The organism is Mycobacterium sp. NGS67 (genome assembly GCF_059812185.1).
This window is the reverse complement of record NZ_JCALCF010000040.1, coordinates 18,774-42,474: the sequence shown is the minus strand read 5'-3', so window position 1 is coordinate 42,474 and position 23,701 is coordinate 18,774. Positions and strand designations below refer to the sequence as shown.

General features: G+C 69.7%; 20 protein-coding genes. 15 read left to right on the top strand and 5 right to left on the bottom strand.

The features are described 5' to 3' along the window. Positions 1–3: 3 nt before the first annotated feature. The gene (locus AC5Y4D_RS24910) at positions 4–1,188 is read right to left on the bottom strand and encodes a protein kinase domain-containing protein (protein WP_499945146.1); all 1,185 of its coding nucleotides are present in this window, start codon (positions 1,186–1,188) and stop codon (positions 4–6) included. Positions 1,189–1,259: 71 nt separating this feature from the next. On the opposite strand from AC5Y4D_RS24910, the gene AC5Y4D_RS24905 reads away from it, so the two are divergent. Next, positions 1,260–1,664: an Rv2175c family DNA-binding protein gene (locus AC5Y4D_RS24905; RefSeq protein WP_499945000.1), complete on the top strand. Its 405-nt coding sequence runs from the start codon at positions 1,260–1,262 to the stop codon at positions 1,662–1,664. On the opposite strand, the gene AC5Y4D_RS24900 is transcribed toward AC5Y4D_RS24905, so the two are convergent. Both AC5Y4D_RS24900 and AC5Y4D_RS24895 read right to left on the bottom strand, forming a co-directional pair. Then, positions 1,651–3,204, bottom strand: a complete 1,554-nt coding sequence (locus tag AC5Y4D_RS24900) for an alpha-(1->6)-mannopyranosyltransferase A (protein WP_500038474.1) — start codon at positions 3,202–3,204, stop codon at positions 1,651–1,653. The two genes, AC5Y4D_RS24905 and AC5Y4D_RS24900, sit on opposite strands and share 14 nt — an antisense overlap. 4 nt (positions 3,205–3,208) lie before the next feature. Then, a complete protein-coding gene (locus AC5Y4D_RS24895; protein ID WP_500038473.1) occupies positions 3,209–4,282 on the bottom strand; it encodes a polyprenyl synthetase family protein in 1,074 nt (357 codons plus the stop codon). Positions 4,283–4,513: 231 nt separating this feature from the next. Between AC5Y4D_RS24895 and AC5Y4D_RS24890 the strand changes: the two genes are divergently transcribed. After that, positions 4,514–5,410, top strand: coding sequence for a mycobacterial-type methylenetetrahydrofolate reductase (locus AC5Y4D_RS24890; RefSeq protein WP_499945005.1), 897 nt, complete (start codon positions 4,514–4,516; stop codon positions 5,408–5,410). On the opposite strand, the gene lppM is transcribed toward AC5Y4D_RS24890, so the two are convergent. Beyond that, positions 5,407–6,090, bottom strand: coding sequence for a lipoprotein LppM (gene lppM, locus AC5Y4D_RS24885; RefSeq protein WP_499945147.1), 684 nt, complete (start codon positions 6,088–6,090; stop codon positions 5,407–5,409). The two genes, AC5Y4D_RS24890 and lppM, sit on opposite strands and share 4 nt — an antisense overlap. A gap of 79 nt (positions 6,091–6,169) precedes the next feature. Continuing rightward, on the bottom strand, positions 6,170–6,778 hold the full coding sequence (locus tag AC5Y4D_RS24880; protein WP_499945007.1) for a GNAT family N-acetyltransferase: 609 nt from the start codon (positions 6,776–6,778) through the stop codon (positions 6,170–6,172). Between the two features lie 278 nt (positions 6,779–7,056). Between AC5Y4D_RS24880 and AC5Y4D_RS24875 the strand changes: the two genes are divergently transcribed. The 13 genes from AC5Y4D_RS24875 (at position 7,057) to AC5Y4D_RS24815 (ending at position 23,483) form a co-directional block, all read left to right on the top strand. Beyond that, complete coding sequence (locus AC5Y4D_RS24875) at positions 7,057–7,461, top strand: SCO2097 family morphological protein (RefSeq protein WP_500038472.1); 405 nt, start codon at positions 7,057–7,059, stop codon at positions 7,459–7,461. A gap of 380 nt (positions 7,462–7,841) precedes the next feature. Beyond that, positions 7,842–8,273 (top strand): division/cell wall cluster transcriptional repressor MraZ, encoded by a 432-nt coding sequence (gene mraZ, locus AC5Y4D_RS24870; protein WP_499945011.1) that lies wholly within the window; start codon positions 7,842–7,844, stop codon positions 8,271–8,273. A gap of 1 nt (position 8,274) precedes the next feature. After that, positions 8,275–9,423: a 16S rRNA (cytosine(1402)-N(4))-methyltransferase RsmH gene (gene rsmH / locus AC5Y4D_RS24865; RefSeq protein ID WP_500038471.1), complete on the top strand. Its 1,149-nt coding sequence runs from the start codon at positions 8,275–8,277 to the stop codon at positions 9,421–9,423. Beyond that, positions 9,420–10,649, top strand: a complete 1,230-nt coding sequence (gene ftsL / locus AC5Y4D_RS24860) for a cell division protein FtsL (RefSeq protein WP_500038470.1) — start codon at positions 9,420–9,422, stop codon at positions 10,647–10,649. The genes rsmH and ftsL overlap by 4 nt, the downstream gene beginning before the upstream one ends. Further along, positions 10,646–12,619, top strand: a complete 1,974-nt coding sequence (locus AC5Y4D_RS24855) for a peptidoglycan D,D-transpeptidase FtsI family protein (RefSeq protein ID WP_499990294.1) — start codon at positions 10,646–10,648, stop codon at positions 12,617–12,619. Before ftsL ends, AC5Y4D_RS24855 begins: the two co-directional genes overlap by 4 nt. A 63-nt stretch (positions 12,620–12,682) precedes the next feature. Then, the gene (locus tag AC5Y4D_RS24850) at positions 12,683–14,272 is read left to right on the top strand and encodes a UDP-N-acetylmuramoyl-L-alanyl-D-glutamate--2,6-diaminopimelate ligase (RefSeq protein WP_500038469.1); all 1,590 of its coding nucleotides are present in this window, start codon (positions 12,683–12,685) and stop codon (positions 14,270–14,272) included. Further along, positions 14,269–15,765 carry a UDP-N-acetylmuramoyl-tripeptide--D-alanyl-D-alanine ligase gene (locus AC5Y4D_RS24845; RefSeq protein ID WP_500038468.1) on the top strand — a complete coding sequence of 499 codons (1,497 nt, stop codon included), beginning with the start codon at positions 14,269–14,271 and terminating at the stop codon, positions 15,763–15,765. The genes AC5Y4D_RS24850 and AC5Y4D_RS24845 overlap by 4 nt, the downstream gene beginning before the upstream one ends. Next, the gene (mraY, locus tag AC5Y4D_RS24840; RefSeq protein WP_499945020.1) at positions 15,762–16,862 is read left to right on the top strand and encodes a phospho-N-acetylmuramoyl-pentapeptide-transferase; all 1,101 of its coding nucleotides are present in this window, start codon (positions 15,762–15,764) and stop codon (positions 16,860–16,862) included. Before AC5Y4D_RS24845 ends, mraY begins: the two co-directional genes overlap by 4 nt. A gap of 1 nt (position 16,863) precedes the next feature. Continuing rightward, positions 16,864–18,315, top strand: coding sequence for a UDP-N-acetylmuramoyl-L-alanine--D-glutamate ligase (murD, locus tag AC5Y4D_RS24835; RefSeq protein ID WP_500038467.1), 1,452 nt, complete (start codon positions 16,864–16,866; stop codon positions 18,313–18,315). A 5-nt stretch (positions 18,316–18,320) separates the two neighbouring features. Beyond that, positions 18,321–19,901 carry a putative lipid II flippase FtsW gene (gene ftsW, locus AC5Y4D_RS24830; RefSeq protein ID WP_500038466.1) on the top strand — a complete coding sequence of 527 codons (1,581 nt, stop codon included), beginning with the start codon at positions 18,321–18,323 and terminating at the stop codon, positions 19,899–19,901. Beyond that, entirely contained in the window at positions 19,898–21,073 is a 1,176-nt protein-coding gene (gene murG, locus AC5Y4D_RS24825; protein WP_500038465.1) for an undecaprenyldiphospho-muramoylpentapeptide beta-N-acetylglucosaminyltransferase, read from the top strand. The genes ftsW and murG overlap by 4 nt, the downstream gene beginning before the upstream one ends. Continuing rightward, a complete protein-coding gene (gene murC, locus AC5Y4D_RS24820) occupies positions 21,070–22,548 on the top strand; it encodes a UDP-N-acetylmuramate--L-alanine ligase (protein ID WP_500038464.1) in 1,479 nt (492 codons plus the stop codon). The genes murG and murC overlap by 4 nt, the downstream gene beginning before the upstream one ends. Continuing rightward, positions 22,545–23,483, top strand: a complete 939-nt coding sequence (locus AC5Y4D_RS24815) for a cell division protein FtsQ/DivIB (RefSeq protein ID WP_499945028.1) — start codon at positions 22,545–22,547, stop codon at positions 23,481–23,483. Before murC ends, AC5Y4D_RS24815 begins: the two co-directional genes overlap by 4 nt. The last annotated feature ends 218 nt before the right edge of the window (positions 23,484–23,701 follow it).

Sequence of the window (23,701 nt, the reverse complement as noted above, 5' to 3'; positions counted from 1 at the left end):
AACCTAGAGCAGGCCGCTGAGGTGCGCTCCGAGGATCCAGGCCCCGGTCGCCACGAGCCCGGTCAACGTCAGCACCACGACCACCCAGATCAGCACCATGCGGCGCCGGTGCTGACGCTCCCAGACGAACTCGTCGATCGGGATGCCCGCGAACACCCCGTCGTCGACCTCGAACTCCGTCGCGGGTTCGACCGGCGGGTCCGGTTCCGGCCAGGCCTCGGGCTCGCGGGTGAACTGACGTGTCGGGTTCGGACGTGGTGCGCCGCCCGCGCGGCTGTGGTGCAGCGCCGCCGACCGGTGTTGGGCGGAGTCGCGCGGCGCCGGCACCCGGAAGTCGGGCAGGTTCAGCTCCTCGGCGATCGCCTCCACGTCGGCGGCCATCTCGATCGCGTCGGCGTAACGCTGCGCCGGGTCGGCAGCCGTCGCGCAGGCCACGAAGTCGTCGAATTGCGTTGGCACACCGTCGATCACGGCGCTCGGCGGCGGCACGTCGGCCTCCAGCCGCTGGTAGGCGACCGACAGCGCGGTGTCGCCGGTGAACGGGGTGCCCCCGGTCAGCAGTTCGTAGGTGAGGATCCCCACCGAGTAGACGTCGCTGCGGGGACCGGCGCTGCCGTCACGCACTTGCTCGGGGGACAGATAAGCCGCGGTGCCCAGGATGACGCTGGCGGAGGTGATGCCCGCGGCCGCAACGGCGCGTACCAACCCGAAATCGGCGATCTTGACCTCGCCGTCGTCGGAGATCAGGACGTTCTCGGGCTTGACGTCGCGGTGCACCAGGCCGGCCCGGTGCGCGGCGGCCAGCCCGCTCAGCACGGGCCGCAGCACCGCCACCACCGCGTGCGGCGGCATCGGGCCGCGCTCGGTCAGCAGTTCGCGAAGGGTGCCACCTTCGACGAGTTCCATCACCAGGAACGGGTAGCGACCGTCCTGGCCCTGGTCGTAGACGGCTACCAGGCATGGATTCTTCAGCCGCGCGACGGTGCGTGCCTCGAGCTGGAACCGTGTCAGGAATTGCTGGTCGTCGCAGTAGCGCGGGTCCATCACCTTCAGCGCCACCGGCCGGTCGAGCCGGGTGTCGAGCCCGCGGTACACCGTCGAGGTCCCGCCGCTGGCGATCTTCTCCTGCACCAGATAGCGGCCGTCCAGCACGGCGCCGTGCAAGGGATCCCCAACCACGCAGGCAATGGTAGGTGGACGGGGATATTTTCCTGGCAGAAGGCGCAGACGTGGCCGCCCGGCAGTTCTAGACTGACCGGGTGGGCAGCATTCCCGCCGGCGACGATGTCCTTGATCCCGACGAGCCGACCTTTGACCTGTCCCGGGTGGCCGAATTACTCGGCATTCCGGTGAGCAAGGTGCAGCAGCAGTTGCGCGAAGGTCACCTGGTCGCGGTGCGCCGCGCCGGCGGCGTGGTGGTGCCGCAGGTCTTCTTCACCACCTCGGGCCACGTCGTCAAGAGCCTGCCCGGTCTGTTGACGATCCTGCACGACGGCGGCTACCACGACACCGAGATCGTCCGTTGGCTGTTCACCCCGGACCCGTCGCTGACGGTCACCCGCGACGGCTCGCGCGACGCCCTGAACAACGCCCGCCCGGTCGATGCGCTGCACGCCCATCAGGCGCGCGAAGTGGTGCGGCGCGCCCAGGCTATGGCGTACTAGCGAGCGGCTCCTCGGCCGTCGTGTCTTCCTCGGGGTCCGGTGCGCGGTAGATCGAACGCCAGGCCACCAGCGCGAAGGCGGTCGCGAGCCCGACGTGCAGCCAGGAATACATTCCGTGCGATCCGTCGGGTTTGAAGATCACCATGATCCAGGTCGAGAACCCGGCGATGGCGGCCATCGCGCGACGCGACTGCGCCAGCGGAGCGAGCACCGCCAGCGGCCAGGAGTAGTACCACGGCAGCGCGGCGGGGACGAACAGCACCACGACCAGCATCGCGGCGAAGATGCCGGTCAGGGCGGCGCGGTCGTCGCGCCGGAACCGCCACCACAGCACCGGCAGCGACACCGCGATCACGACGATGCCGACCAGCCGGGCGATCCGCAGCACGGAGTAGAACTGCACGGCGAAAAACCCGCTGGTCAAGGCATGGATCAGGTTCGCGGCGGCGGTCGGCACGGTCAGCCAGTTGATGATCTTCACCGATCCGGCCAGCGCGGTCATCCAGCCCAATCCGACCCCGGCCGCCAGCGACAGCACACCGAACACCGCGACACAGATCAGCAACGCGGACAGCGCGGCAACCGCGAACGCCTGCACCGGCCGCCAGTCGCGGTCGTCGCGCAGATGACGCATCCAGACCCAGCCCAAAAACGGCAGCGCGAGCCCCGCGGTGGCTTTGACCGCGATCGCGACGGTGAGCAGCGTCATACCGGCGACGTGGTGCCGCTGCAAGGTCAGCGCGATGCCGGCGGCCATCAGGCCCACCATCAGCATCTCGTTGTGCACCCCGCCCATCAGATGGATCAGCACCAGGGGGTTCAGCACGCAGATCCAGAGTGCGGTGGCGCCGTCGGCGCCGACATGGCGCGCCAGCCGGGGGGCGGCCCAGATCAGCAGCGCCAGACCGGGCAGCATGCACAGGCGCAGCAGCATCGTTCCGGCGATGACGTTGTTGCCGACGAGCACCGTCACCAGCTTGGCCACCAGGATGAACGCCGGGCCGTAGGGCGCGGTGGTGATCGTCCAAATGGGGCTCACGTCGTCCAGCAACGGGTTCGGGTTGCCGACCGGCCCCACCGCGTAGGGATCGAAGCCGTCGCGCAGTAACGCGCCCTGCGCCAGATACGAATAGGTGTCGCGACTGAACACCGGAACCGACAACAGCAGCGGGGCCAGCCAGAAAGCGGTGGTCGCGCGCATCGTGAACTCGCTGACTCCCTCGCCGAGCAACCGCCGCCCCAGCCGCAACCACGCGATCAGCATCAGACTCACGCCGACCCAGAGCAGGATCGACGACAGCACCAGTCCGTGGCCGAAACGCATCCAGGACAGGTGAATCGACTCCAGCAGCGGGTCATGCTGGCGCGTGCTACCCGCGCCCAGGCCGCCGATCGTGATCAGGACAGCACCCAGGAACCCCAACCGCGCCGGACCGCCCTCCGGCGCTCTGGCGAACCCGGACAGTCGCGAAATACGTTGTCCCACAGTTATTTTCGGAACAGTGCTGGCGGCCTGCGGGGCCGGTGTCGGAGTGGTCATCGGCTCACGCGGACCGATCGGTGGCTGCCTGGGCCAGCTCGGCCAGGCCGGCTTTGGCCGACGCGTTGATCGGTGCCGCGGCCAAGGTGGCCAGGGCCCGGTCGGTCAGCTCGGTGATCCGGTTCTCCGCGGCGGTCAGTGCGCCCACCCCCTCGATCACCTCGCGTAGTTCGGACACCTGGCCGTCGGTCAGATCGGTGCCGATCGACGTGCGTAACAGATTGGCGGCCAACGGATCCGATTCCGCGGCCAGTTGCGTTGCCTCGGCCAGCAGCGCGGTGCGTTTGCCTGAGCGCAGGTCGTCGCCGGACGGTTTGCCGGTCACCGCGGGATCGCCGAAGACGCCCAGGACGTCGTCGCGCAGCTGGAACGCCACTCCGAGGTCGGTCCCGAACCGCTCGAAGGCCGCCGTCACCTCGGGCCGGTCGGCGGCGGCGGCAACCCCGAGCTGCAACGGGCGCGTCACTGTGTAGCAGGCGGTCTTGTAGGTGGCCACGGTCATCGCCGCCGCGACCGATTCGTCCACCGAGCCTGGTACGGCGGCCTCGGCGACGATGTCGAGGTACTGGCCGCCCAGCACCTCGGTGCGGATCGCCGACCAGACCCGCTCCACCCGCGGCCGCACATCGGCTGACAGGCGCGCGCGGGAGACGATGTCAGCGGCCCAGGTATGCGCGACGTCGCCCAGCAGGATCGCCGCCGATACCCCGAACTGTTCGGCCGAGCCACGCCACCGACGTTCCCGGTGCCGGGCCGCGAAGTGCTGGTGGGCGGTCGGCCGGCCGCGTCGGGTCGCCGAGGCGTCGATCACGTCGTCGTGGATCAGGGCAAACGCGTGCAGTAGTTCCAGCGCCGAAAACAGCAGCAGCACATCGGAATCGGGCCGGTGGTCGGTGACCGCGTCCCATCCCCAGTAGGCGAACACCGGCCGCAGTCGCTTGCCCCCGCTCAGCACGAAATCCTCGAGCCAGCCGGTCAACTCGGCGAAGTCGGTGCCGCCCGGAAATTCCAGGTAGCCGGCTTCACCGCGACGGTCGTGCAGGTACCGTCGCAGCTGGTCGGTGACGGCGGCGGCCACCTCGACGGTTGCCGATGCTGCCGATGCTTCCAGGCTCAGCGCAGCGCCCCTTCCTCACTCGGCATACCTCTGGCCCGACAGTGTATGCCGCGCGGCGTTTGCCCGATCCGCGCAACGGCTGCCGCCAGCGCCTGATGAGCGTGAAAATCGCGCCCCTATGCTGTCGTGGGGGTTTGTCCAAGGTTTGCGCGACGCAGCGCCAGACGAGTCAGCTGAAGAATGAGGAATCGCGTGACGCTCAACACCATCGCGCTCGAGTTGGTGCCGCCCAACGTCGAGGACGGTCGGGAGCGGGCGCTGGAAGACGCGCACAAAGTGGTGCGGTACTCGGCCGAGTCCGGTCTGGACGGTCGGCTCCGGCACGTGATGATCCCGGGCATGATCGCCGAGGACGACGACCGCCCGGTGCCGATGAAGGCCAAGCTGGACGTGCTGGACTTCTGGTCGATCATCAAACCGGAACTGCCTGGCCTGCACGGCCTGTGCACCCAGGTCACCGCGTTCATGGACGAGTCGGCGCTGGGACAGCGGCTCACCGCACTGACCGAGTCCGGGATGCAGGGTGTGGTCTTCGTCGGGGTGCCGCGCACCATGAACGACGGGGAAGGCGACGGTGTGCCACCGACCGAGGCGCTGTCGATCTATCGCGACGCCGTGGCCAATCGCGGTGTGATCGTGATCCCGACCCGGGAAGGCGAACACGGCCGGCTCAATTTCAAGTGCGACCAGGGTGCCACCTACGGCATGACCCAACTGCTCTACTCCGACGCCATCGTGGGGTTCTTGGCCGACTTCGCCAAGCAGACCGACCATCGGCCCGAGATTCTGTTGTCGTTCGGGTTCGTCCCCAAAGTCGAGAGCCGGGTCGGGCTGATCAACTGGCTGATCCAGGACCCGGGTAACGCCGCGGTGGCCGGGGAGCAGGAGTTCGTCAGGACTTTGGCCGCCAGTGAGCCCGCCGACAAACGTGCGCTGCTGGTCGACCTCTACAAGCGGGTCATCGACGGAGTCGCCGACCTCGGCTTTCCGCTGAGCATCCACTTCGAGGCGACCTACGGCGTGTCCGGCCCGGCCTTCGAGACTTTCGCGGAGATGCTCGCCTACTGGGCGCCGACGGCCCCGGCCTAACTGGACGACTGGTCGCCGGACGCGGTGAACCGCGGCGAACGGTCCCGGCTGGCCCAGGCCAACGCCGCCACCACGCCCGCGGCGGCGAACGACGCGATGCCCAGCCAGATCCCCGCCCCGGTGAACGACCGAGTGTTGGGATCGGTGTAGCGGGCGGTGGCGCTCATCGTGCTCACCACGCCCGGCTTGAGCTTCCACTGCACGACCTCGGGCTCGATCCGGTCGCCGTTGGTGGACGTCACGGTTCCAGGGAAGGCGACGGTCAGCTCGACCTCGGCCTCGGGATCGGTCACCGATGTCAGGTCGGCCCGGCCTTCCAGGATCACCAGGTTGCCGTTGCGGCGCAGCGACAGGTTCACTCCGGCGGCGTCGGAGTTCAGGTGGGCCAGCTGCGGCAGTTCGGCGAAGGTCAGATCGGCGAAGACCGCCTGCGAACCCACGTAGCCGTCGCTTTCGTAATTCGAGATCGCGACCTTCTGGCTGAACGGCAGGTTCGTGTCCAGCTGCGGTCCGGTGTCCTTGTTGTTCTTGGGTTTGGCCGCGGCGATGATCTCGCCGGACACCAGGTCGTCGGGGGAGATCGTGATCGACGCCCGGACTCGCAGGCATCCGGTGGCCAACGGCACCAGCATCAGCAGCATCACGACGGCCAGCAGCCGACGACGGCGGTCGCTGGAAATGCGGCGAGATCCCCGGACCGGTAGCGCGGAAAGGCTGGCGGGCACCAGGTCATCGTGCCAGACCGGGTGAGCCGCCCGTTCAGAGTGGCAGCGCGCGCCCCAGAATCGCGAAAGCCCGGGGATCCCCGGCGAAATAGTAGCTGCGGATGACGTCGGTGAACCCCAACCGGCGGTACAACCGCCAGGCGCGGTTGCCCTCCCCGCTGGTCTCCGGCGTGGACAGCAGGACGTTGGCTTCGTCGCGACCGGTCAGAAGCCGACGGGCCAGCGCCTCACCGAGGCCGTGACCCTGCGCGCGGGGGTGGATGTGCAGCTCGGTGAGCTCGAAGTAACTGGTCATCAGCCGGTCGATCGCCGGGGCGGGGAAGCCGCTGCGCTGCAAACCGAGGATGACCTGCTGCTGCCACCACTGTCCCGGCGCCCCGGGATAGCCGTAGCCGACCCCGACCAGCGGCGCGTTGCTCAACTCGGCCGCCGTCGGAGGGTCACCCGCCGGTCGGCGTGCGTCGGCGACTTCGACGGCGGCGACCGCTTTCCAGCCGGGTCGCCGGGTGTGTTCCAGCCACATCGCCGCCCGCTGATTCTCGGTGCCGCGCGGATAGCGCATCGCGTCGACGTAGACCTTCAGCGCGTCGGTGAGGCGGCGCTCCATGTCTTTCGGGGGCAGGTCGATGAGGAAGGTCGCCAACGCGCGGTGTCCTCCTCGGCTTCGGTTGGGTCCGGTCGGGTTCCAGTATCGGACGCTGTCGTCGCGCGGCGACGGGCAGTCTGTCGACATCGTGTGACGGGTTGCACCCGCGACCGCCGCGGACCATCGCGTGGCGTCGGCTGTCGAGGCGATAGAATCGTTTGCGAATCATTGGTACCGCGAACAATGACCTCGTATCATCGGAGTTAATTGCCCCACAACGGGCTATACGTGTGCTATCGGTGAAGACACCACAGTGTTTCGGCAAGGAGGGACGAATGCCACTCTCCGATCATGAGCAGCGAATGCTCGATCAGATCGAGAGCGCTCTCTATGCCGAGGATCCCAAGTTCGCTTCGAGTGTCCGCGGCGGCGGTTTCCGCGCCCCGACGGCACGGCGCCGGCTACAAGGCACGGCGCTGTTCCTCGTCGGTTTGGCGATGCTGGTCTCCGGGGTGGCATTCAAAGCCACGATGATCGGAAGTTTCCCGGTGCTGAGCGTGCTGGGGTTCGTCGTGATGTTCGGCGGCGTGGTGTACGCGGTCACCGGCCGCCGGCTGGCCGGCAGGCCGGATCACGGCGGGTCGACGTCGGGTGCGTCGCGTCAGCGTCGCCCCAAGGGCGGCAGCGGTTCGTTCACCAGTCGTATGGAGGATCGCTTCCGCCGCCGGTTCGACGAGTAGTCCAGCGCGCCAACACATGACGGGGTAGCCAGACGGCTGCCCCGTTCTCGTTTGCCGGCCCCGCCACGATCGCAGACGCAGCCCCGCGGACACACCCGCCATGCCGGACGACGCCACCTTGTGCCCGATTCGTAGCGCAGTTGTGCCCATTTGCCCCACTGCGCCCCACCTCGCTCCCGACGGGGTGTTTTAGGCCCCTGAAATGCGCGTTTTCCACTTCGCCCTGGGGCCTTCCGCGGGAGCTGAGTGCGCTGGGCGGCGGTCTGATCGGCAGTGGGCGGCTTCGGGACGCGCGGAGGGGGTGTTTTTGGGGAGAAGTGGGGGATTGTGGGGTATGGTGGCCGAAGCGTTTGGGTGCGAAGCAAGTTGGAGGTGCCGCAGTGTTTCTCGGCACCTACACGCCCAAGCTCGACGACAAGGGGCGGCTAACGCTGCCGGCCAAGTTTCGCGACGCGTTGGCAGGGGGGTTGATGGTCACCAAGAGCCAGGATCACAGCCTCGCCGTCTACCCGCGGTCGGAGTTCGAACAGCTGGCGCGGCGGGCGAGCAAGGCGCCCCGCAGCAATCCCGAAGCCCGGGCCTTCCTGCGTAACCTCGCCGCCGGCACCGACGAGCAGCACCCCGATGCCCAAGGCCGGATCACGCTGTCGGCCGACCATCGCCGTTACGCCGGCCTGTCGAAAGACTGCGTGGTGATCGGTGCCGTCGATTTCCTCGAGATCTGGGATGCCCAGGCCTGGAACAACTATCAGCAAATCCATGAAGAGAACTTCTCCGCGGCCAGCGATGAAGCACTCGGCGACATCTTCTGAGGTGCATGCCCGTGCACCGTGGTCTCTGCCCGAACCGACCCTGGCGTACTTCCCCAACGCCAGGTGCGTGCTTTCGGACAGAGACCACGGTGCGCGGTCACCGGTAGGCCGATACAGCCCGGGAGGTCTTGCGGTGGCACACCAACCGACTTCCGGCCCTTCCGATTTCGGTCATGTGCCGGTGCTGGCGCACCGTTGCCTGGAGTTGCTCACCCCGGCGCTGACCCGCTATCACCCCGACGGCTCCGGTGCTGTCCTCGTCGACGCGACGTTGGGCGCCGGCGGGCACGCCGAGCGATTCCTCACCGAGTTGCCGGGTCTGCGATTGATCGGACTCGACCGGGACCCGACCGCGCTGGACATCGCCCGCAACCGGCTGGCCCCATTCGCCGACCGGATCACGCTGGTGCACACCCGCTATGACGGCATAGCCACCGCTCTTGCCGAATCCGGTTACGGCACAGTCGAATCCGTCGACGGGATCCTGTTCGATCTGGGTGTGTCGTCGATGCAGCTCGACCGTGCCGAGCGCGGGTTCGCCTACGCCAAGGACGCGCCGCTGGACATGCGGATGGATCCGTCGGCACCCCTGACGGCGGCCGACGTCATCAACACCTACGACGAAGCCGAGCTGGCCGGCATCCTGCATCGCTATGGCGAGGAGCGGTTCGCCCGACGCATCGCCGCACAGATCGTCCGACGCCGCGCTCGCGCCCCGTTCACGTCGACCGGCGAGTTGGTGGCCCTGCTCTACGAAGCCATCCCGGCCGCCACCCGCCGATCCGGCGGACATCCGGCCAAGCGCACCTTCCAGGCATTGCGCATCGCGGTCAACGACGAGCTGGAGTCGTTGCGCGGTGCCGTGCCGGCGGCGCTCGACGCGCTCGCGGTGGCCGGTCGCATCGTGGTGCTGGCCTATCAGTCCCTGGAGGATCGGATCGTCAAGCGCGCCTTTGCCGAAGCGACCGCCTCCCGTACACCGCCGGGTCTCCCGGTCGAACTTCCCGGCCACGGGCCGCGATTCCGGTCGTTGACGCACGGCGCAGAGCGGGCGGACGAAGCCGAAATGGAGCGCAACCCGCGCAGCACCCCGGTGCGACTGCGGGCGCTGCAACGAATTGAGCACGCAAGCGGGAAGGGCTATGCATGAGCACACAGCGCGAGGCGTCCAAACGTCGTGACACCCGACGGGGTGGCGCGGGCCGGCCCAGTGCCCGCACCGCTGCCGACGTGTCGTCGCGCCGCAACCGGTCGCGCACGCCGGCAGCGCCGAGCCGCGAGGCGCGCGTGCCCCGTTCGGGACCCCAGACCAGCCCGATATCCCGCCCGGTGGATCGACCGGTCCGGGCCAAGAACACCAGTCAGGCCAAGGCGCGCGCCAAGGCTCGCAAAGCCAAAGCGCCCAAGGTGATTCGGCCCAAACTGACCGAGCGGCTGGCCGCCCGCCTGACCGAGATCGACCTGCGGCCCAGCACGCTGTTGAGCCGGGTGCCCTTCGTGGTGCTCGTCATCGGCTCGCTCGGTGTGGGGCTGGGTTTGACCCTGTGGTTGTCCACCGACGCCGCCGAGCGCTCCTACCAGCTCAGCCATGCCCGGGAACGGACCCGGATGCTGCAACAGCAGAAAGAGGCGCTGGAACGCGACGTCCGGGAGGCCGAGTCGGCGCCCGCATTGGCCGAGGCCGCACGCAAACAGGGCATGATTCCCACCCGCGACACCGCCCACCTGGTCCAGGCGCCCGACGGCACCTGGGTGGTGGTGGGTAACCCCAAACCGGCCGACGGGGTCCCGCCGCCGCCGCTGAACGCCAAGTTGCCCGACGAGACACCGCCACCGCCACCCCGGCCCGCGGCCCCGCCGCCGGAGGTCGCGGTCCGGGTCGCGCCCGGCGCCACCGACCCGAGTGTGCCGGCCCACTCTGGCCCACAGGTGCTGCTGCGCGGGCCGGACGGTGCGTCGACGGTGGTGGGACCCGGTGCTTCGGGGGTGCCCGGACAGGTTCCGACGGTGCCCGGACAGGTGCCGACGGTTCCGGGACAGGTGCCGACGGTTCCGGGAACGGTGCCGGGTGGTCCGCTGCCGGTGCCGGGTGCGACGGTGCCGGGCGGTCAGCTACCCGTGCCGGGTGCGACGGTGCCGGGTGCTCAGCTGCCGGTGCCGGGTGCGACGGTGCCGGGCGGTCAGCTACCCGTGCCGGGGGCGACAGTGCCGGGTGCGCAGCTGCCGGTGCCGGGGGCGACAGTGCCGGCCCCCAACTCAGTACACGCCGACCTGTTGCCGACGGTGCCCACGGTGCAGCCACCGGCGGTGCTGCCCGCCCCGGCTACCGCTGAGCAACCGGTCCTGCTCCCGACGGTGCCGGGGGCCGCGCGATGAACCGCGGCGACCCGCGCCGCGCCCCCCGTCCGGCCCGTGACACCAAACATCCGAAGCGCTCCCGAAAAGCCACCGAGGCCAAGGCATCTCGCGTCCGGTCGGATTCGGTGCCCGCCGGGCACTCGGCACGAGACCGGCGCACCCGTCAGGCCGTCGAGGTGGTCGGTCGCGGCGCCTCCTTCGTCTTCCGGCACCGGGCCGGTAACGCCGTCATCCTGGTGTTGATGGTGGTGGCTGTCACGCAGTTGTTCTACCTGCAGGTGTCCAACGCTTCGCAGCTCAACGCACAAGCGGCCGGCCAGCTCAAGGTCACCGACGTCGAACGGGCGATCCGCGGCGCCATCGTCGACCGCCACAACGACCGGCTCGCGTTCACCATCGAGGCACGCGCACTGACCTTCCAACCCAAGCGGGTTCGTCAGCAGCTGGAGGACGCCAAGAAGAAGTCGCCGCACGCGCCCGACCCCCAGGAACGGCTCAAGGACATCGCCAAAGAGGTCGCCGGCAAGCTGAACAACAAGCCGGACGCCGCGACAATCCTGAAGAAGCTGCAGAGCAACGAGACGTTCGTCTACCTGGCCCGCAACGTCGATCCCGCTATCGCGCAAGCGATCTCGGCGAAATTCCCCGAGGTCGGCTCGGAGCGTCAGGACCTGCGTCAGTACCCCGGCGGGTCACTGGCGGCCAACATCGTCGGCGGCATCGACTGGGACGGCCACGGCCTGCTGGGCCTGGAGGACTCCCTGGACGCGATGCTGGCCGGCACCGACGGGTCGGTCACCTACGACCGCGGCTCGGACGGCGTCGTCATCCCCGGCAGCTACCGCAACCGGCACAAGGCGGTGCACGGTTCGACCGTCCAGCTCACCCTCGACGACGACATCCAGTTCTACGTCCAACAGCAGGTGCAGCAGGCCAAGAACGTATCCGGCGCGCACACCGTCTCGGCCGTCGTCCTCGATGCCAGGACCGGTGAAGTGCTGGCCATGGCAAACGACAACACCTTCGACCCGTCGCAGGACATCGGGCGCCAGGGCGACCGGCAGTTGGGCAACCTGCCGGTGTCCTCGCCTTTCGAGCCGGGCTCGGTGAACAAGATCATCACCGCGTCCTCGGTCATCGAATACGGACTGTCCAACCCCGACGAGGTGCTGCAGGTCCCGGGCACCATCTCAATGGGTGGGGTCACCATCCACGACGCCTGGGAGCACGGCGTGATGCCCTACACCACCACCGGGGTATTCGGGAAGTCCTCCAACGTCGGCACGCTGATGCTGGCCCAGCGGGTGGGCCCAGAACGTTTCTACGACATGGTGCGCAAGTTCGGGCTGGGTCAGCGCACCGCTGTCGGGCTGCCCGGTGAGAGCGCCGGCCTGGTGCCGCCGATCGACCAGTGGTCGGGCAGCACCTTCTCCAATCTGCCTATCGGACAAGGGGTTTCGATGACCCTGCTGCAGATGGCCGGCATGTACCAGGCGATCGCCAACGACGGCGTGCGGATCCCGCCGCGCATCCTCAAGGCCACCATCGCCGCCGACGGCACCCGCACCGAGGAACCCCGTCCCGACGGCGTCCGGGTGGTCTCGGCGCAGACCGCCCAGACGGTGCGCGGCATGCTGCGCGCGGTGGTGCAGCAGGACCCGATGGGCTACCAGCAGGGCACCGGGCCGGCCGCGTCGGTGCCCGGCTACCAGATGGCAGGCAAGACGGGAACCGCGCAGCAGATCAACCCCGGCTGCGGGTGCTATTTCGACGACGTCTACTGGATCACCTTCGCCGGGATGGCCACCGTCGACAATCCCCGCTACGTGATCGGCATCATGATGGACAATCCGCAGCGCAACGCCGACGGCACTCCCGGCCACTCGGCGGCGCCGTTGTTCCACAACATCGCGGGCTGGCTGATGCAGCGCGCGAACGTTCCGCTGTCGCCGGACCCGGGCCCGCCGCTCACCTTGCAGGCGATGTAACTACCGGCCGCGCGCTGCCCGTCCCGGACGGGCGTGTCCGCTGCCGCGGCTAGGTAGGGTGTCTTGGCCGATCATCCCGATCAGGCCGACCCGACGGAGGTGGTGACGGAGGTGGCGTCGGTGCCAACGGATCTGCGCCCCAGCACCGGCGCGGGCGTGCCGCTGGCCGCGCTGGCCGCGCAGGTGGGCGCCGTGCTGACCGCCGGACCGGACCGGCTCACCGTGCTCGGCGACCTGACGGTCACCGGGGTGACGTTGCGCGCCCAGGAGGTGCGTCCCGGCGACCTGTTCGCCGCCCTGCCCGGGTCCAAAACCCACGGCGCCCGCCACGCCGGGCAGGCCATGGAACGCGGGGCCGTCGCGGTGCTCACCGATGCCGACGGCGTGGCCGAACTGGGCGGCGGGGACGTCGAGGTGCCGGTGCTGGTGCATCCGGCGCCGCGCAGCGTGCTGGGTGGGCTGGCCGCCACCGTGTACGGACGCCCGTCCGGCCGGGTGACGGTCGTCGGGATCACCGGCACCTCGGGCAAGACCACGACCACTTACCTGGTCGAGGCGGGGCTGCGGGCCGGTGGCCGGGTGGCCGGGCTGATCGGCACCATCGGCGTCCGCATCGACGGTGCCGACATCCCCAGCGCGCTGACCACCCCGGAAGCTCCCGCGCTGCAGGCGATGTTCGCCGCGATGGCCGAGCGCGGGGTGGACACCGTGGTCATGGAGGTGTCGAGTCACGCGCTGAGCCTGGGCCGGGTCGACGGCACCGAGTTCTCCGTGGGGGCCTTCACCAACCTCTCCCGGGACCATCTGGACTTCCACCTGACCATGCAGGACTACTTCGAGGCCAAGGCGCTGCTGTTCGATCCGGCTTCTGCGTTGCGTGCCCGCACCGTGGTGGTGTGCGTCGACGACGACGGCGGTCGCGCGATGGCCGAGCGGGCGGGTACCGCCATCACCGTCAGTGTCACCGACCGCCCCGCGCAGTGGCGCGCCGTCGACATCACCCCGCGGGGCCCGGCGGGTCAGGAGTTCACCGCGATCGACCCCGCCGGCGGCCGGCACCGGATCGGCATCGACTTGCCGGGGCATTACAACATCGCCAATTGCCTTGTCGCACTGGCGGTTCTGGACGCCGTTGGGGTGTCCCCGGAGCAGGCGGCGCCGGGGCTGAGGCAGACCCGGGTGCCGGGCCGCCTCGAACAGGTCGACCGGGGCCAGGACTTCGTCGCGCTGGTCGACTACGCCCACAAGCCTGAGGCGCTGCGCGCGGTGCTGACCACTCTGCTGCACCCCGACCGACGGCTGGCGGTGGTGTTCGGCGCGGGCGGTGACCGCGACCCCGGCAAGCGCGCTCCGATGGGCGCCATCGCCGCTGAGCTGGCCGACCTGGTGATCGTCACCGACGACAACCCGCGCAGCGAGGATCCCGCGGCGATCCGCAGGGAGATCCTGGCCGGCACCGCGGACAGTAAAGCGCGCGTGGTCGAGATCGGTGACCGTCGCGAGGCGATCGGGGCCGCGGTGGCCTGGGCCGGACCGGGTGACGTGGTGCTGATTGCCGGCAAAGGGCACGAAACCGGGCAGAGCGGAGGCGGGGAAACGCACCCGTTCGACGACCGGGTCGAATTGGCGCAGGCTTTGGAGCGGCACCGATGATCGATCTGACCATCGCCCGGATCGCCGAGATCGTCGGCGGCACCCTGGCCGACATCACAGCCGAGCGGGCCGCCAGCACCCACGTCACCGGGACCGTGGAGTTCGACTCGCGCGCCGTCGGGCCGGGTGGGTTGTTCCTGGCGTTGCCGGGCGCACGCGCCGACGGGCACGACCACGCCGCTTCCGCGGTCGCCGCCGGCGCCGCCGTGGTGCTGGCCGCCCGCCCGGTCGGGTTGCCGGCCATCGTGGTGGCCCCACAGCAGGCACCCGACGGCCGGGCCGGCGTGCTCGAACACGACGTGGACGGGTCCGGCGCGGCGGTGCTGGGCGCGCTGGCCAGGCTGGCAAAGGCGGTGGCCGCCGACCTGGTGGCGGGCGGACTGACGATCATCGGGATCACCGGATCCTCGGGCAAGACCTCGACCAAGGACCTGGTCGCCGCGGTCCTGCAACCACTCGGGCAGGTGATCGCCCCGCCCGGGTCATTCAACAACGAGTTGGGCCATCCCTGGACGGTGCTGCGGGCCACCCGCGACACCGACTTTCTGGTGCTGGAGATGTCGGCGCGCCATCCCGGCAACATCGCCGCGCTGGCCGAGATCGCTCCGCCGGCGATCGGCGTCGTCCTCAACGTCGGCACCGCGCACCTGGGGGAGTTCGGCTCCCGCGAGGTCATCGCACAGACCAAATCCGAACTGCCGCAAGCGGTTCCGTCGTCCGGGGTGGTCGTACTCAACGCCGACGACCCGATGGTCGCCGCGATGGCGGAGGTGACCGCGGCCCGCGTCGTGCGGGTGAGTCGCGCCAGCGGTGACGTCTGGGCCGGACCGGTTTCCCTGGACGAACTGGCGCGACCACGGTTCACCCTGCACGCGGGTCAAGCACACGCCGAAATCGAGCTCGGCGTATCCGGTGACCATCAGGTAAGCAACGCACTGTGCGCGGCCGCGGTCGCGCTGGAATGCGGAGCCGACGTGCAACAGGTCGCGGCCGCGCTCGCCCAGGCGGGACCGGTGTCGCGGCACCGGATGCAGGTCAGCGCCCGCGCCGACGGGGTGACCGTGATCGACGACGCCTACAACGCCAATCCCGATTCGATGCGCGCCGGACTGCAGGCGCTGGCCTGGATGGCGCACGCCGACCAAACGGGTGAACCACGACGTAGCTGGGCGGTGCTGGGGGAGATGGCCGAACTCGGCGACGACGCGATAACCGAGCACGATCGCATCGGCCGGCTCGCGGTGCGCTTAGATGTGTCTCGACTCGTTGTCGTGGGAACCGGGAGGTTGATGAGCGCCATGCACCACGGAGCGGTCATGGAGGGCTCGTGGGGGTCGGAGGTTGTCGACGTGCCCGACCGTGAGGCGGCCCTGACGCTGTTGCGCGCCGAGCTGCGCCCCGGCGACGTCGTCCTGGTCAAAGCCTCCAATTCGGCCGGCCTCGGTCAGTTGGCCGACGCGCTGGTGGCCGACGGCGAAAGCCCGCGCCCGTGAGGCAGATCCTGATCGCCGTGGCGATCGCGGTGACCGTGTCGATCCTGCTGACCCCGGCGCTGATCCGGCTGTTCACCCGGCAGGGGTTCGGCCACCAGATCCGGGAGGACGGCCCGCCCAGCCACGCCACCAAGCGGGGCACGCCCTCGATGGGCGGGGTGGCGATCCTGGCCGGCATCTGGTGCGGCTACCTGGGCACGCATCTGTTCGGGTTGCTCTTCGACGGCGACGGGGTCACCGCCTCCGGTCTGTTGGTGCTCGGCCTGGCTACCGCGCTGGGCGGCGTCGGCTTCCTCGACGACCTGATCAAGATCCGGCGCTCGCGCAACCTGGGACTGAACAAGACCGCCAAGACGATCGGCCAGATCGCCGCCGCCGTGCTGTTCGGGGTGCTGGTCCTGCAGTTCCGCAACAACGCCGGCCTGACCCCGGGCAGTCTCAACCTGTCCTATGTGCGCGACATCGCCACCATCGCCTTCACGCCGGTGGTATTCGTGCTGTTCTGCGTGGTCGTGGTCAGCGCCTGGTCCAACGCCGTCAACTTCACCGACGGGCTCGACGGGTTGGCGGCCGGCGCCATGGCGATGGTCTCCGGGGCCTACGTGCTGATCACCTTCTGGCAATTCCGCAACGCGTGCGCCACGGCGACGGTGCTGGGACTGCCGGGAGCTCTGCAGGGCTGCTACGACGTGCGCGATCCACTGGATCTGGCGCTGGTCGCGGCCGCCACCGCCGGCGCCTGCATCGGGTTTCTGTGGTGGAATGCCGCGCCCGCCAAGATCTTCATGGGCGACACGGGGTCGCTGGCGCTGGGTGGCATCATCGCGGGACTGTCGGTCACCAGCCGCACCGAGATCCTGGCCGTGGTGCTGGGTTCGTTGTTCGTCGCCGAAGTCACCTCGGTGGTTCTGCAGATTCTGACGTTCCGGACCACCGGACGCCGGATGTTCCGGATGGCGCCGTTCCACCATCATTTCGAGTTGACCGGCTGGGCCGAGACCACGGTGATCATCCGGTTCTGGCTGCTCACCGCCATCACCTGCGGTCTGGGGGTGGCACTGTTCTACGGCGAATACCTGTCCACGATCGGACCCTGACGTGCTGGGCCCGTTGACGTCGGGTGCGCCAGTGCTGATCGCGGGTGCGCGCGTGACCGGCCGGGCGGTACTGGCCGCGCTGACCCGGTTCGGTGCCGTTCCGACGCTCTGTGACGACGACCCCGCGATGCTGCGCCCGTACGCCGATGCCGGGGTGGCGACCGCGGATCCGGCGGCAGCGATCGCCGGAATCGACTCCTATGCGCTGGTCGTCACCAGTCCCGGTTTCCAGCCGAGCACCCCGGTGTTGGCCGCGGCCGCGGCGGCGGGGGTGCCCATCTGGGGCGATGTGGAGCTGGCCTGGCGGCTGGATGCGGCCGGCCAGTACGGGCCGCCGCGGCGCTGGTTGGTGGTGACCGGTACCAACGGGAAGACCACCACGACCGCAATGCTGCACGATATGTTGAGCGCCGGTGGGCTACGCAGTGCGCTGTGCGGCAACATCGGCGACCCGGTCCTGGATGTGCTGGCTACGCCGTCCGACGTGCTGGCCGTGGAGTTGTCCAGTTTCCAGTTGTTCTGGGCACCTTCGTTGCGGCCCGAGGCGGGTGTGGTGCTCAACATCGCCGAGGACCACCTGGACTGGCACGGCACGATGGCCGACTACACCGCCGCCAAGGCCAGGGTGCTCACCGGTCGGGTGGCCGTCGTCGGACTCGACGACGCCCGGGCTGCCGCGTTGGCCGACACCGCGCCGGCTTCGGTGCGGGTCGGTTTCCGGCTCGGCGACCCGGCCGCAGGCGAACTCGGCGTGCGGGACGGATACCTGGTGGACCGAGCCTTCGCCGGCGACCTGCCGCTGGCGCCGATCGCCTCGATACCGGTGCCGGGTCCGGTCGGGGTGTTGGACGCGTTGGCAGCGGCCGCGCTGGCACGTAGCGTCGACGTCCCCGCGTCGGCGATCAGCGACGCGCTGACCGCTTTCCGGCCGGGCCGGCACCGATCGGAGGTGGTGGCCGTCGCGGACGGCATCACCTACGTCGACGATTCCAAGGCCACCAACCCGCACGCCGCGGAAGCTTCGGTGTTGGCGTATCCCCGGGTGGTGTGGCTGGCCGGTGGCCTGCTCAAGGGCGCTTCTGTGGACGCCGAGGTGGCCCGCATCGCATCGCGGCTGGTCGGGGTGGTCCTGTTCGGCCAGGATCGGACCGAGGTTGTCGAGGCGTTATCGCGACACGCGCCCGATGTCCCCGTCGTACAGGTTGTGACAGGCGAGGATGTTGTGATGCATGCGACAGCTGAGGCTCCTGTTACTAAAGTGATACAAGTTAACATTGCCGCGGAGACCGTCGGCACTCGCGTGATGGCCGCAGCGGTGGCGGCGGCCCGGGAGCTCGCCACCCCGGGCGACACCGTGCTGCTGGCGCCGGCCGGCGCCTCGTTCGACCAGTTCAGTGGCTACGGCGCACGTGGTGACGCCTTCGCGGCGGCGGTCCGCGCCGCGCTGCGGTAGGCGGCATGGGTATCACGCTGACCCGGCTGCTGCGCCGGGACGCCAAGACGGACGACGAAAGCCCTGACGACGCGACGGACGTGACCGACGTGACCGAGCAGGAGTCGACCGCAGCGAACCCGGCGCCGACAAGTCCCACGGCACCGTCCGGTCCGCGCAACCGGTTCGGCGCCTGGCTCGGGCGGCCGATGACCTCGTTTCACCTGATCATCGCCGTCGCCGCATTGCTGACCACGCTGGGCCTGATCATGGTGCTGTCCGCCTCAGGCGTGCGTTCCTACGACGACGACGGTTCGGCCTGGATCATCTTCGGCAAACAAGTCATGTGGACATGCGTCGGCCTGGTCGGCTGCTACCTGGCGCTGCGGATGTCGGTGCGATTCATGCGGCGCATCGCGTTCACCGGGTTCGCGTTCACCATCGTGTTGCTGGTGCTGGTGCTGGTTCCCGGGATCGGCAAGGAAGCCAACGGCTCGCGCGGCTGGTTCGTGATCGCCGGGTTCTCGATGCAGCCGTCCGAGCTGACCAAGATGGCGTTCGCCATCTGGGGTGCGCACCTGCTGGCCGCCCGACGTATGGAACGCGCGTCGTTGCGCGAGATGCTGATTCCGCTGGTGCCCGCCGCGTTGGTGGCGCTGACCCTGATCGTCATCCAGCCCGACCTGGGTCAAACGGTCTCGCTGGGCATCATCCTGCTCGGCCTGCTCTGGTACGCCGGTCTTCCGCTGCGGGTGTTCCTCGGCTCGCTCTCGCTGATCTTCGTTGCCGGCGGCATCCTGGCGGTCTCCGCCGGTTACCGCAACGACCGGGTGCAGTCCTGGCTCAATCCCGAGAACGACCCGATGGACTCCGGTTATCAAGCCCGACAGGCTAAATACGCGCTGGCGCACGGCGGCATCTTCGGCGACGGCCTCGGCCAGGGTGTCGCCAAATGGAACTACCTGCCCAACGCCCACAACGACTTCATCTTCGCGATCATCGGCGAGGAACTGGGCCTGATCGGCGCGGTGGGCCTGCTCGGCCTGTTCGGCCTGTTCGCCTACACCGGGATGCGCATCGCCCGCCGCTCGGCTGACCCGTTCCTGCGGCTACTGACCGCGACGACGACGATGTGGGTGCTCGGACAGGCCTTCATCAACATCGGCTACGTGATCGGACTGCTGCCGGTGACCGGTCTGCAGTTGCCGCTGATCTCGGCGGGCGGCACGTCGACGGCGGCGACCCTGACCCAGATCGGCATCATCGCCAGCGCGGCCCGACATGAGCCGGAAGCGGTGGCCGCGCTGCGCGCGGGGCGCGACGACAAGGTCAACCGGTTGCTGCGGCTGCCGCTGCCCGAACCGTACGTCCCGACCCGCCTCGAGTCCTTCCGCGACCGCAAACGCGCTCAGCCGCAACCCAAGCCGTCGACGCGGCGCGTGGCCGGCCCGCCGCGGCAGGCTGCGCCGCGCACCGCCGAACGGGCGGGTCGCCGGTCTGGGGGAAGCCCGCACTTGCAGAAGAGGCATCATGGATCTGGCCAGCAGTACGCCGGCCAGCGCCGAACACGGCGCGCACGCGCATTGGAAGGTCAGCGTTACGGGTGAACGACAAGGTCAGGGAACCGACCGGCGGGCCAGGGGCTAGTCCTCTGCCCGCCGGTGCCGCGTTCTCGGTCGTGTTGGCCGGCGGCGGGACCGCCGGTCACGTGGAACCCGCCATGGCCGTCGCCGACGCCCTGACCGCGCTGGACCCGCAGATCCGCATCACCGCCCTGGGCACCGCGCGCGGACTGGAGACCCGACTGGTGCCCGAACGGGGCTATCACCTCGAGCTGATCACGCCGGTGCCGTTGCCCCGCAAACCCAGCGGTGACCTGGCTCGGCTGCCACCGCGGGTGTGGCGCGCGGTCCGCGAGACCCGCGCCGTGCTCGACCGAGTGCACGCCGACGTCGTCGTCGGGTTCGGCGGGTACGTCGCGCTGCCCGCCTACCTCGCCGCCCGTGGCGTCGGGAGGCGGCGCCGGATCCCGGTGGTGATCCACGAGGCCAACGCGCGGGCCGGGCTGGCCAACCGGGTCGGCGCCCGTTCGGCTGACCGGATCCTGTCCGCGGTGCCGGATTCGGGTCTGCGTCGCGCCGAGGTGGTCGGGGTGCCGGTGCGGGCGGCCATCACCGCGCTCGATCGTGCCGGCCTGCGCGCCCAGGCGCGCGCGCACTTCGGCTTCGCCGACGACGCCCGGGTGCTGCTGGTGTTCGGCGGTTCGCAGGGCGCGGTTTCGCTCAATCGCGCGGTGTCCGGTGCGGCCGCCGATCTGGCCGCCGCGGGGGTGTCTGTGCTGCACGCCCACGGCCCCAAGAACACCCTCGAACTGCGTACCCCCGAAGCCGGCGACCCGCCCTACGTCGCGGTGCCCTACCTGGACCGGATGGACCTGGCCTACGCCGCCGCCGATCTGGTGATCTGCCGGTCCGGCGCGATGACAGTCGCCGAGGTGTCGGCTGTCGGACTGCCCGCCATCTACGTGCCGCTGCCGATCGGCAACGGCGAGCAACGGCTCAACGCGCTGCCGGTGGTCAACGCCGGCGGCGGCATGGTCGTCGCCGACGCGGCCCTGACGCCGGAACTGGTGGCCCGAGAGGTATCCGGGCTGCTCACCGATGCGCCCCGGCTGGCGGCGATGACGATGGCGGCCGCCCAGGTCGGGCACCGCGACGCGGCACGGCAGGTGGCCCAGGCGGCACTCGACATCGCCCGCGCGGCAGGAATACGGCGTTGACCGCCGCGCAGTTGCCGCCCGAGTTGGCGCGGGTGCACATGGTCGGCATCGGCGGAGCGGGCATGTCGGGCATTGCCCGCATCCTGCTGGACCGGGGTGGCATGGTGTCGGGTTCGGATGCCAAGGAGTCGCGCGGCGTGCATGCGCTGCGGGCCCGCGGGGCGGTGATCCGGATCGGACACGACGCGTCCTCGCTGGATCTGTTGCCCGGCGGCGTCACCGCGGTCATCACCACCCACGCAGCCATCCCGAAGACCAACCCCGAACTCGTCGAGGCCCGCCGGCGCGGCATTCCGGTGCTGCTGCGGCCGCTGGTGCTGGCCAAGCTGATGGCGGGGCGCACCACGCTGATGGTCACCGGCACCCACGGCAAGACGACGACGACGTCGATGCTGATCGTGGCGTTGCAGCACTGCGGGCGCGATCCGTCGTTCGCGGTCGGGGGGGAGTTGGGGGAGGCCGGCACCAACGCCCATCACGGCAGCGGCGACCTGTTCGTGGCCGAGGCCGACGAAAGCGACGGCTCGCTGCTGGAATACACGCCCAACGTTGCCGTCGTCACCAACATCGAGTCCGACCACCTGGACTTCTACGGCAGCACCGAGGCCTACATCGGGGTGTTCGATTCCTTCGTCGAGCGGCTGGCGCCCGGCGGTGCGCTGGTGGTGTGCACCGACGACCCGGGTGCCGCCGCGCTGGCGCAGCGCACCGCCGAGCTGGGTATCCGGGTGTTGCGCTACGGGTCGTCGGGTGCCGTCGACGCGCCGTTGGCGGCGACGTTGCTGTCCTGGGAGCAATCGGGCACCGAGGCGGTCGCCCACATCCAGTTGGCTGCCGAAATCGATCCCGATTCCCGGCCACGGGTGATGCGGTTGTCGGTGCCGGGCCGCCACATGGCGCTCAATGCGCTGGGGGCGCTGCTGGCGGCGACCGAGATCGGGGCGCCGGTCGACGAGGTGCTCGACGGTCTGGCCGGTTTCGAAGGTGTGCGGCGCCGGTTCGAGTTGGTCGGAACCGCCGACTCGATCCGGGTGTTCGACGACTACGCGCACCATCCGACCGAGATCGCGGCGACGCTGGCCGCCGTGCGCTCGGTGGTGCAGCAGCGCGGAAGTGGTCGTGCGATGGTGGTGTTTCAGCCCCATTTATATTCTCGGACAAAGGCTTTCGCGAAGGAGTTCGGTCACGCGCTGGACGCGGCGGACCAGGTGTTCGTGCTCGACGTCTACGGCGCCCGCGAGCAGCCACTGCCTGGGGTGAGCGGCGCGAGTGTCGCCGAGCATGTGAGCGCGCCGGTGCGTTATGTGCCGGATCTCTCGGCGGTGGCCGAGGAGGTGGCCGCTGCCGCCGGACCCGGTGACGTCATCGTCACCATGGGTGCCGGCGACGTGACGCTGCTGGGACCCGAGATCGTCGACGCGTTGCGGGCGCGCGCCAACCGCAGCGCACCCGGACGCCCGGGGGTTTTGCAGTGAGCGAACCCGAGGCCCGACCGGCCGAACCGGTTCCCGACCAGGCAGACGCCGGCGAAGCGGCTACCGAGCCGATCGCCACCGACGCCCCGGCCGGCACGGACCCCGCCGAGGAAGAGGACTTCGAGGGGCCGCGGCGGCGCGCCCGCCGGGAACGCGCCGAGCGGCGCGCCGCCCAGGCCCGCGCCACCGCCATCGAGCAAGCCCGCCGCGAAGCCAAGCGCCGCGCCCGCGGCGCGGTCCTGCCCGAACCGAAACCCGTGGCGCGCGGCGTCGTCCGGGGCCTGAAGATGCTGCTTGCCACGGTGATCCTGGTGGTGGTCGGCGTGGGGTTGGGTTTGATCCTCTATTTCACGCCGGCGATGTCGGCCCGCAACATCGTCGTCACCGGGACCGGTGTGGTGACCCGCGAGGACGTGCTGGAGGCGGCGCAGGTGCGGGTCGGCACGCCGTTGCTGCAGATCAACACCAGTCAGGTCGCCGACCGGGTGGCGGCGATCCGGCGCGTGGCCAGCGCCCGGGTGCAGCGGGAGTATCCGTCGGCGCTGCGGATCACCATCGTCGAGCGGGTCCCGGTGGTGGTCAAAGACTTCCCGGACGGGCCGCATCTGTTCGACCGCGACGGGGTGGACTTCGCGAACGATCCGCCGCCACCGGCGCTGCCCTACATCGAGGTGGAGAATCCGGGGCCGACCGATCCGGCGACGCTGGCCGCGCTCAAGGTGCTGCTGGCATTGCGTCCCGAGGTCGCCTCGCAGGTCGGGCGGGTTGCCGCGCCGTCGGTGTCCTCGATCACGCTGACGTTGTCCGACGGCCGGGTGGTGATCTGGGGGACCACCGACCGCGCGGAGGAGAAGGCCGAAAAGCTCGCGGCGCTGCTGACTCAGCCTGGCCGCACCTACGACGTGTCCAGCCCGGACCTGCCGACGGTCAAGTAGCGCGGTCTTCTCCCGCGTCGAGTGTGCGTCGGCGGTCCTGCGTTCCGCGAGCGTCACGCTAGCGTGGCCGCCGACGCCGAGCGTCACGCCAGCGCAACGCTCGGCGCATAGGAAAATTCACGCGCGGCGCGTCGGCGCGCCTGCGGGGTTAGTGCCCGTCGTACCCATACGGTTCTGGTTACGCGGAACTACTTGACATAACTCTAACTCTATGGTTG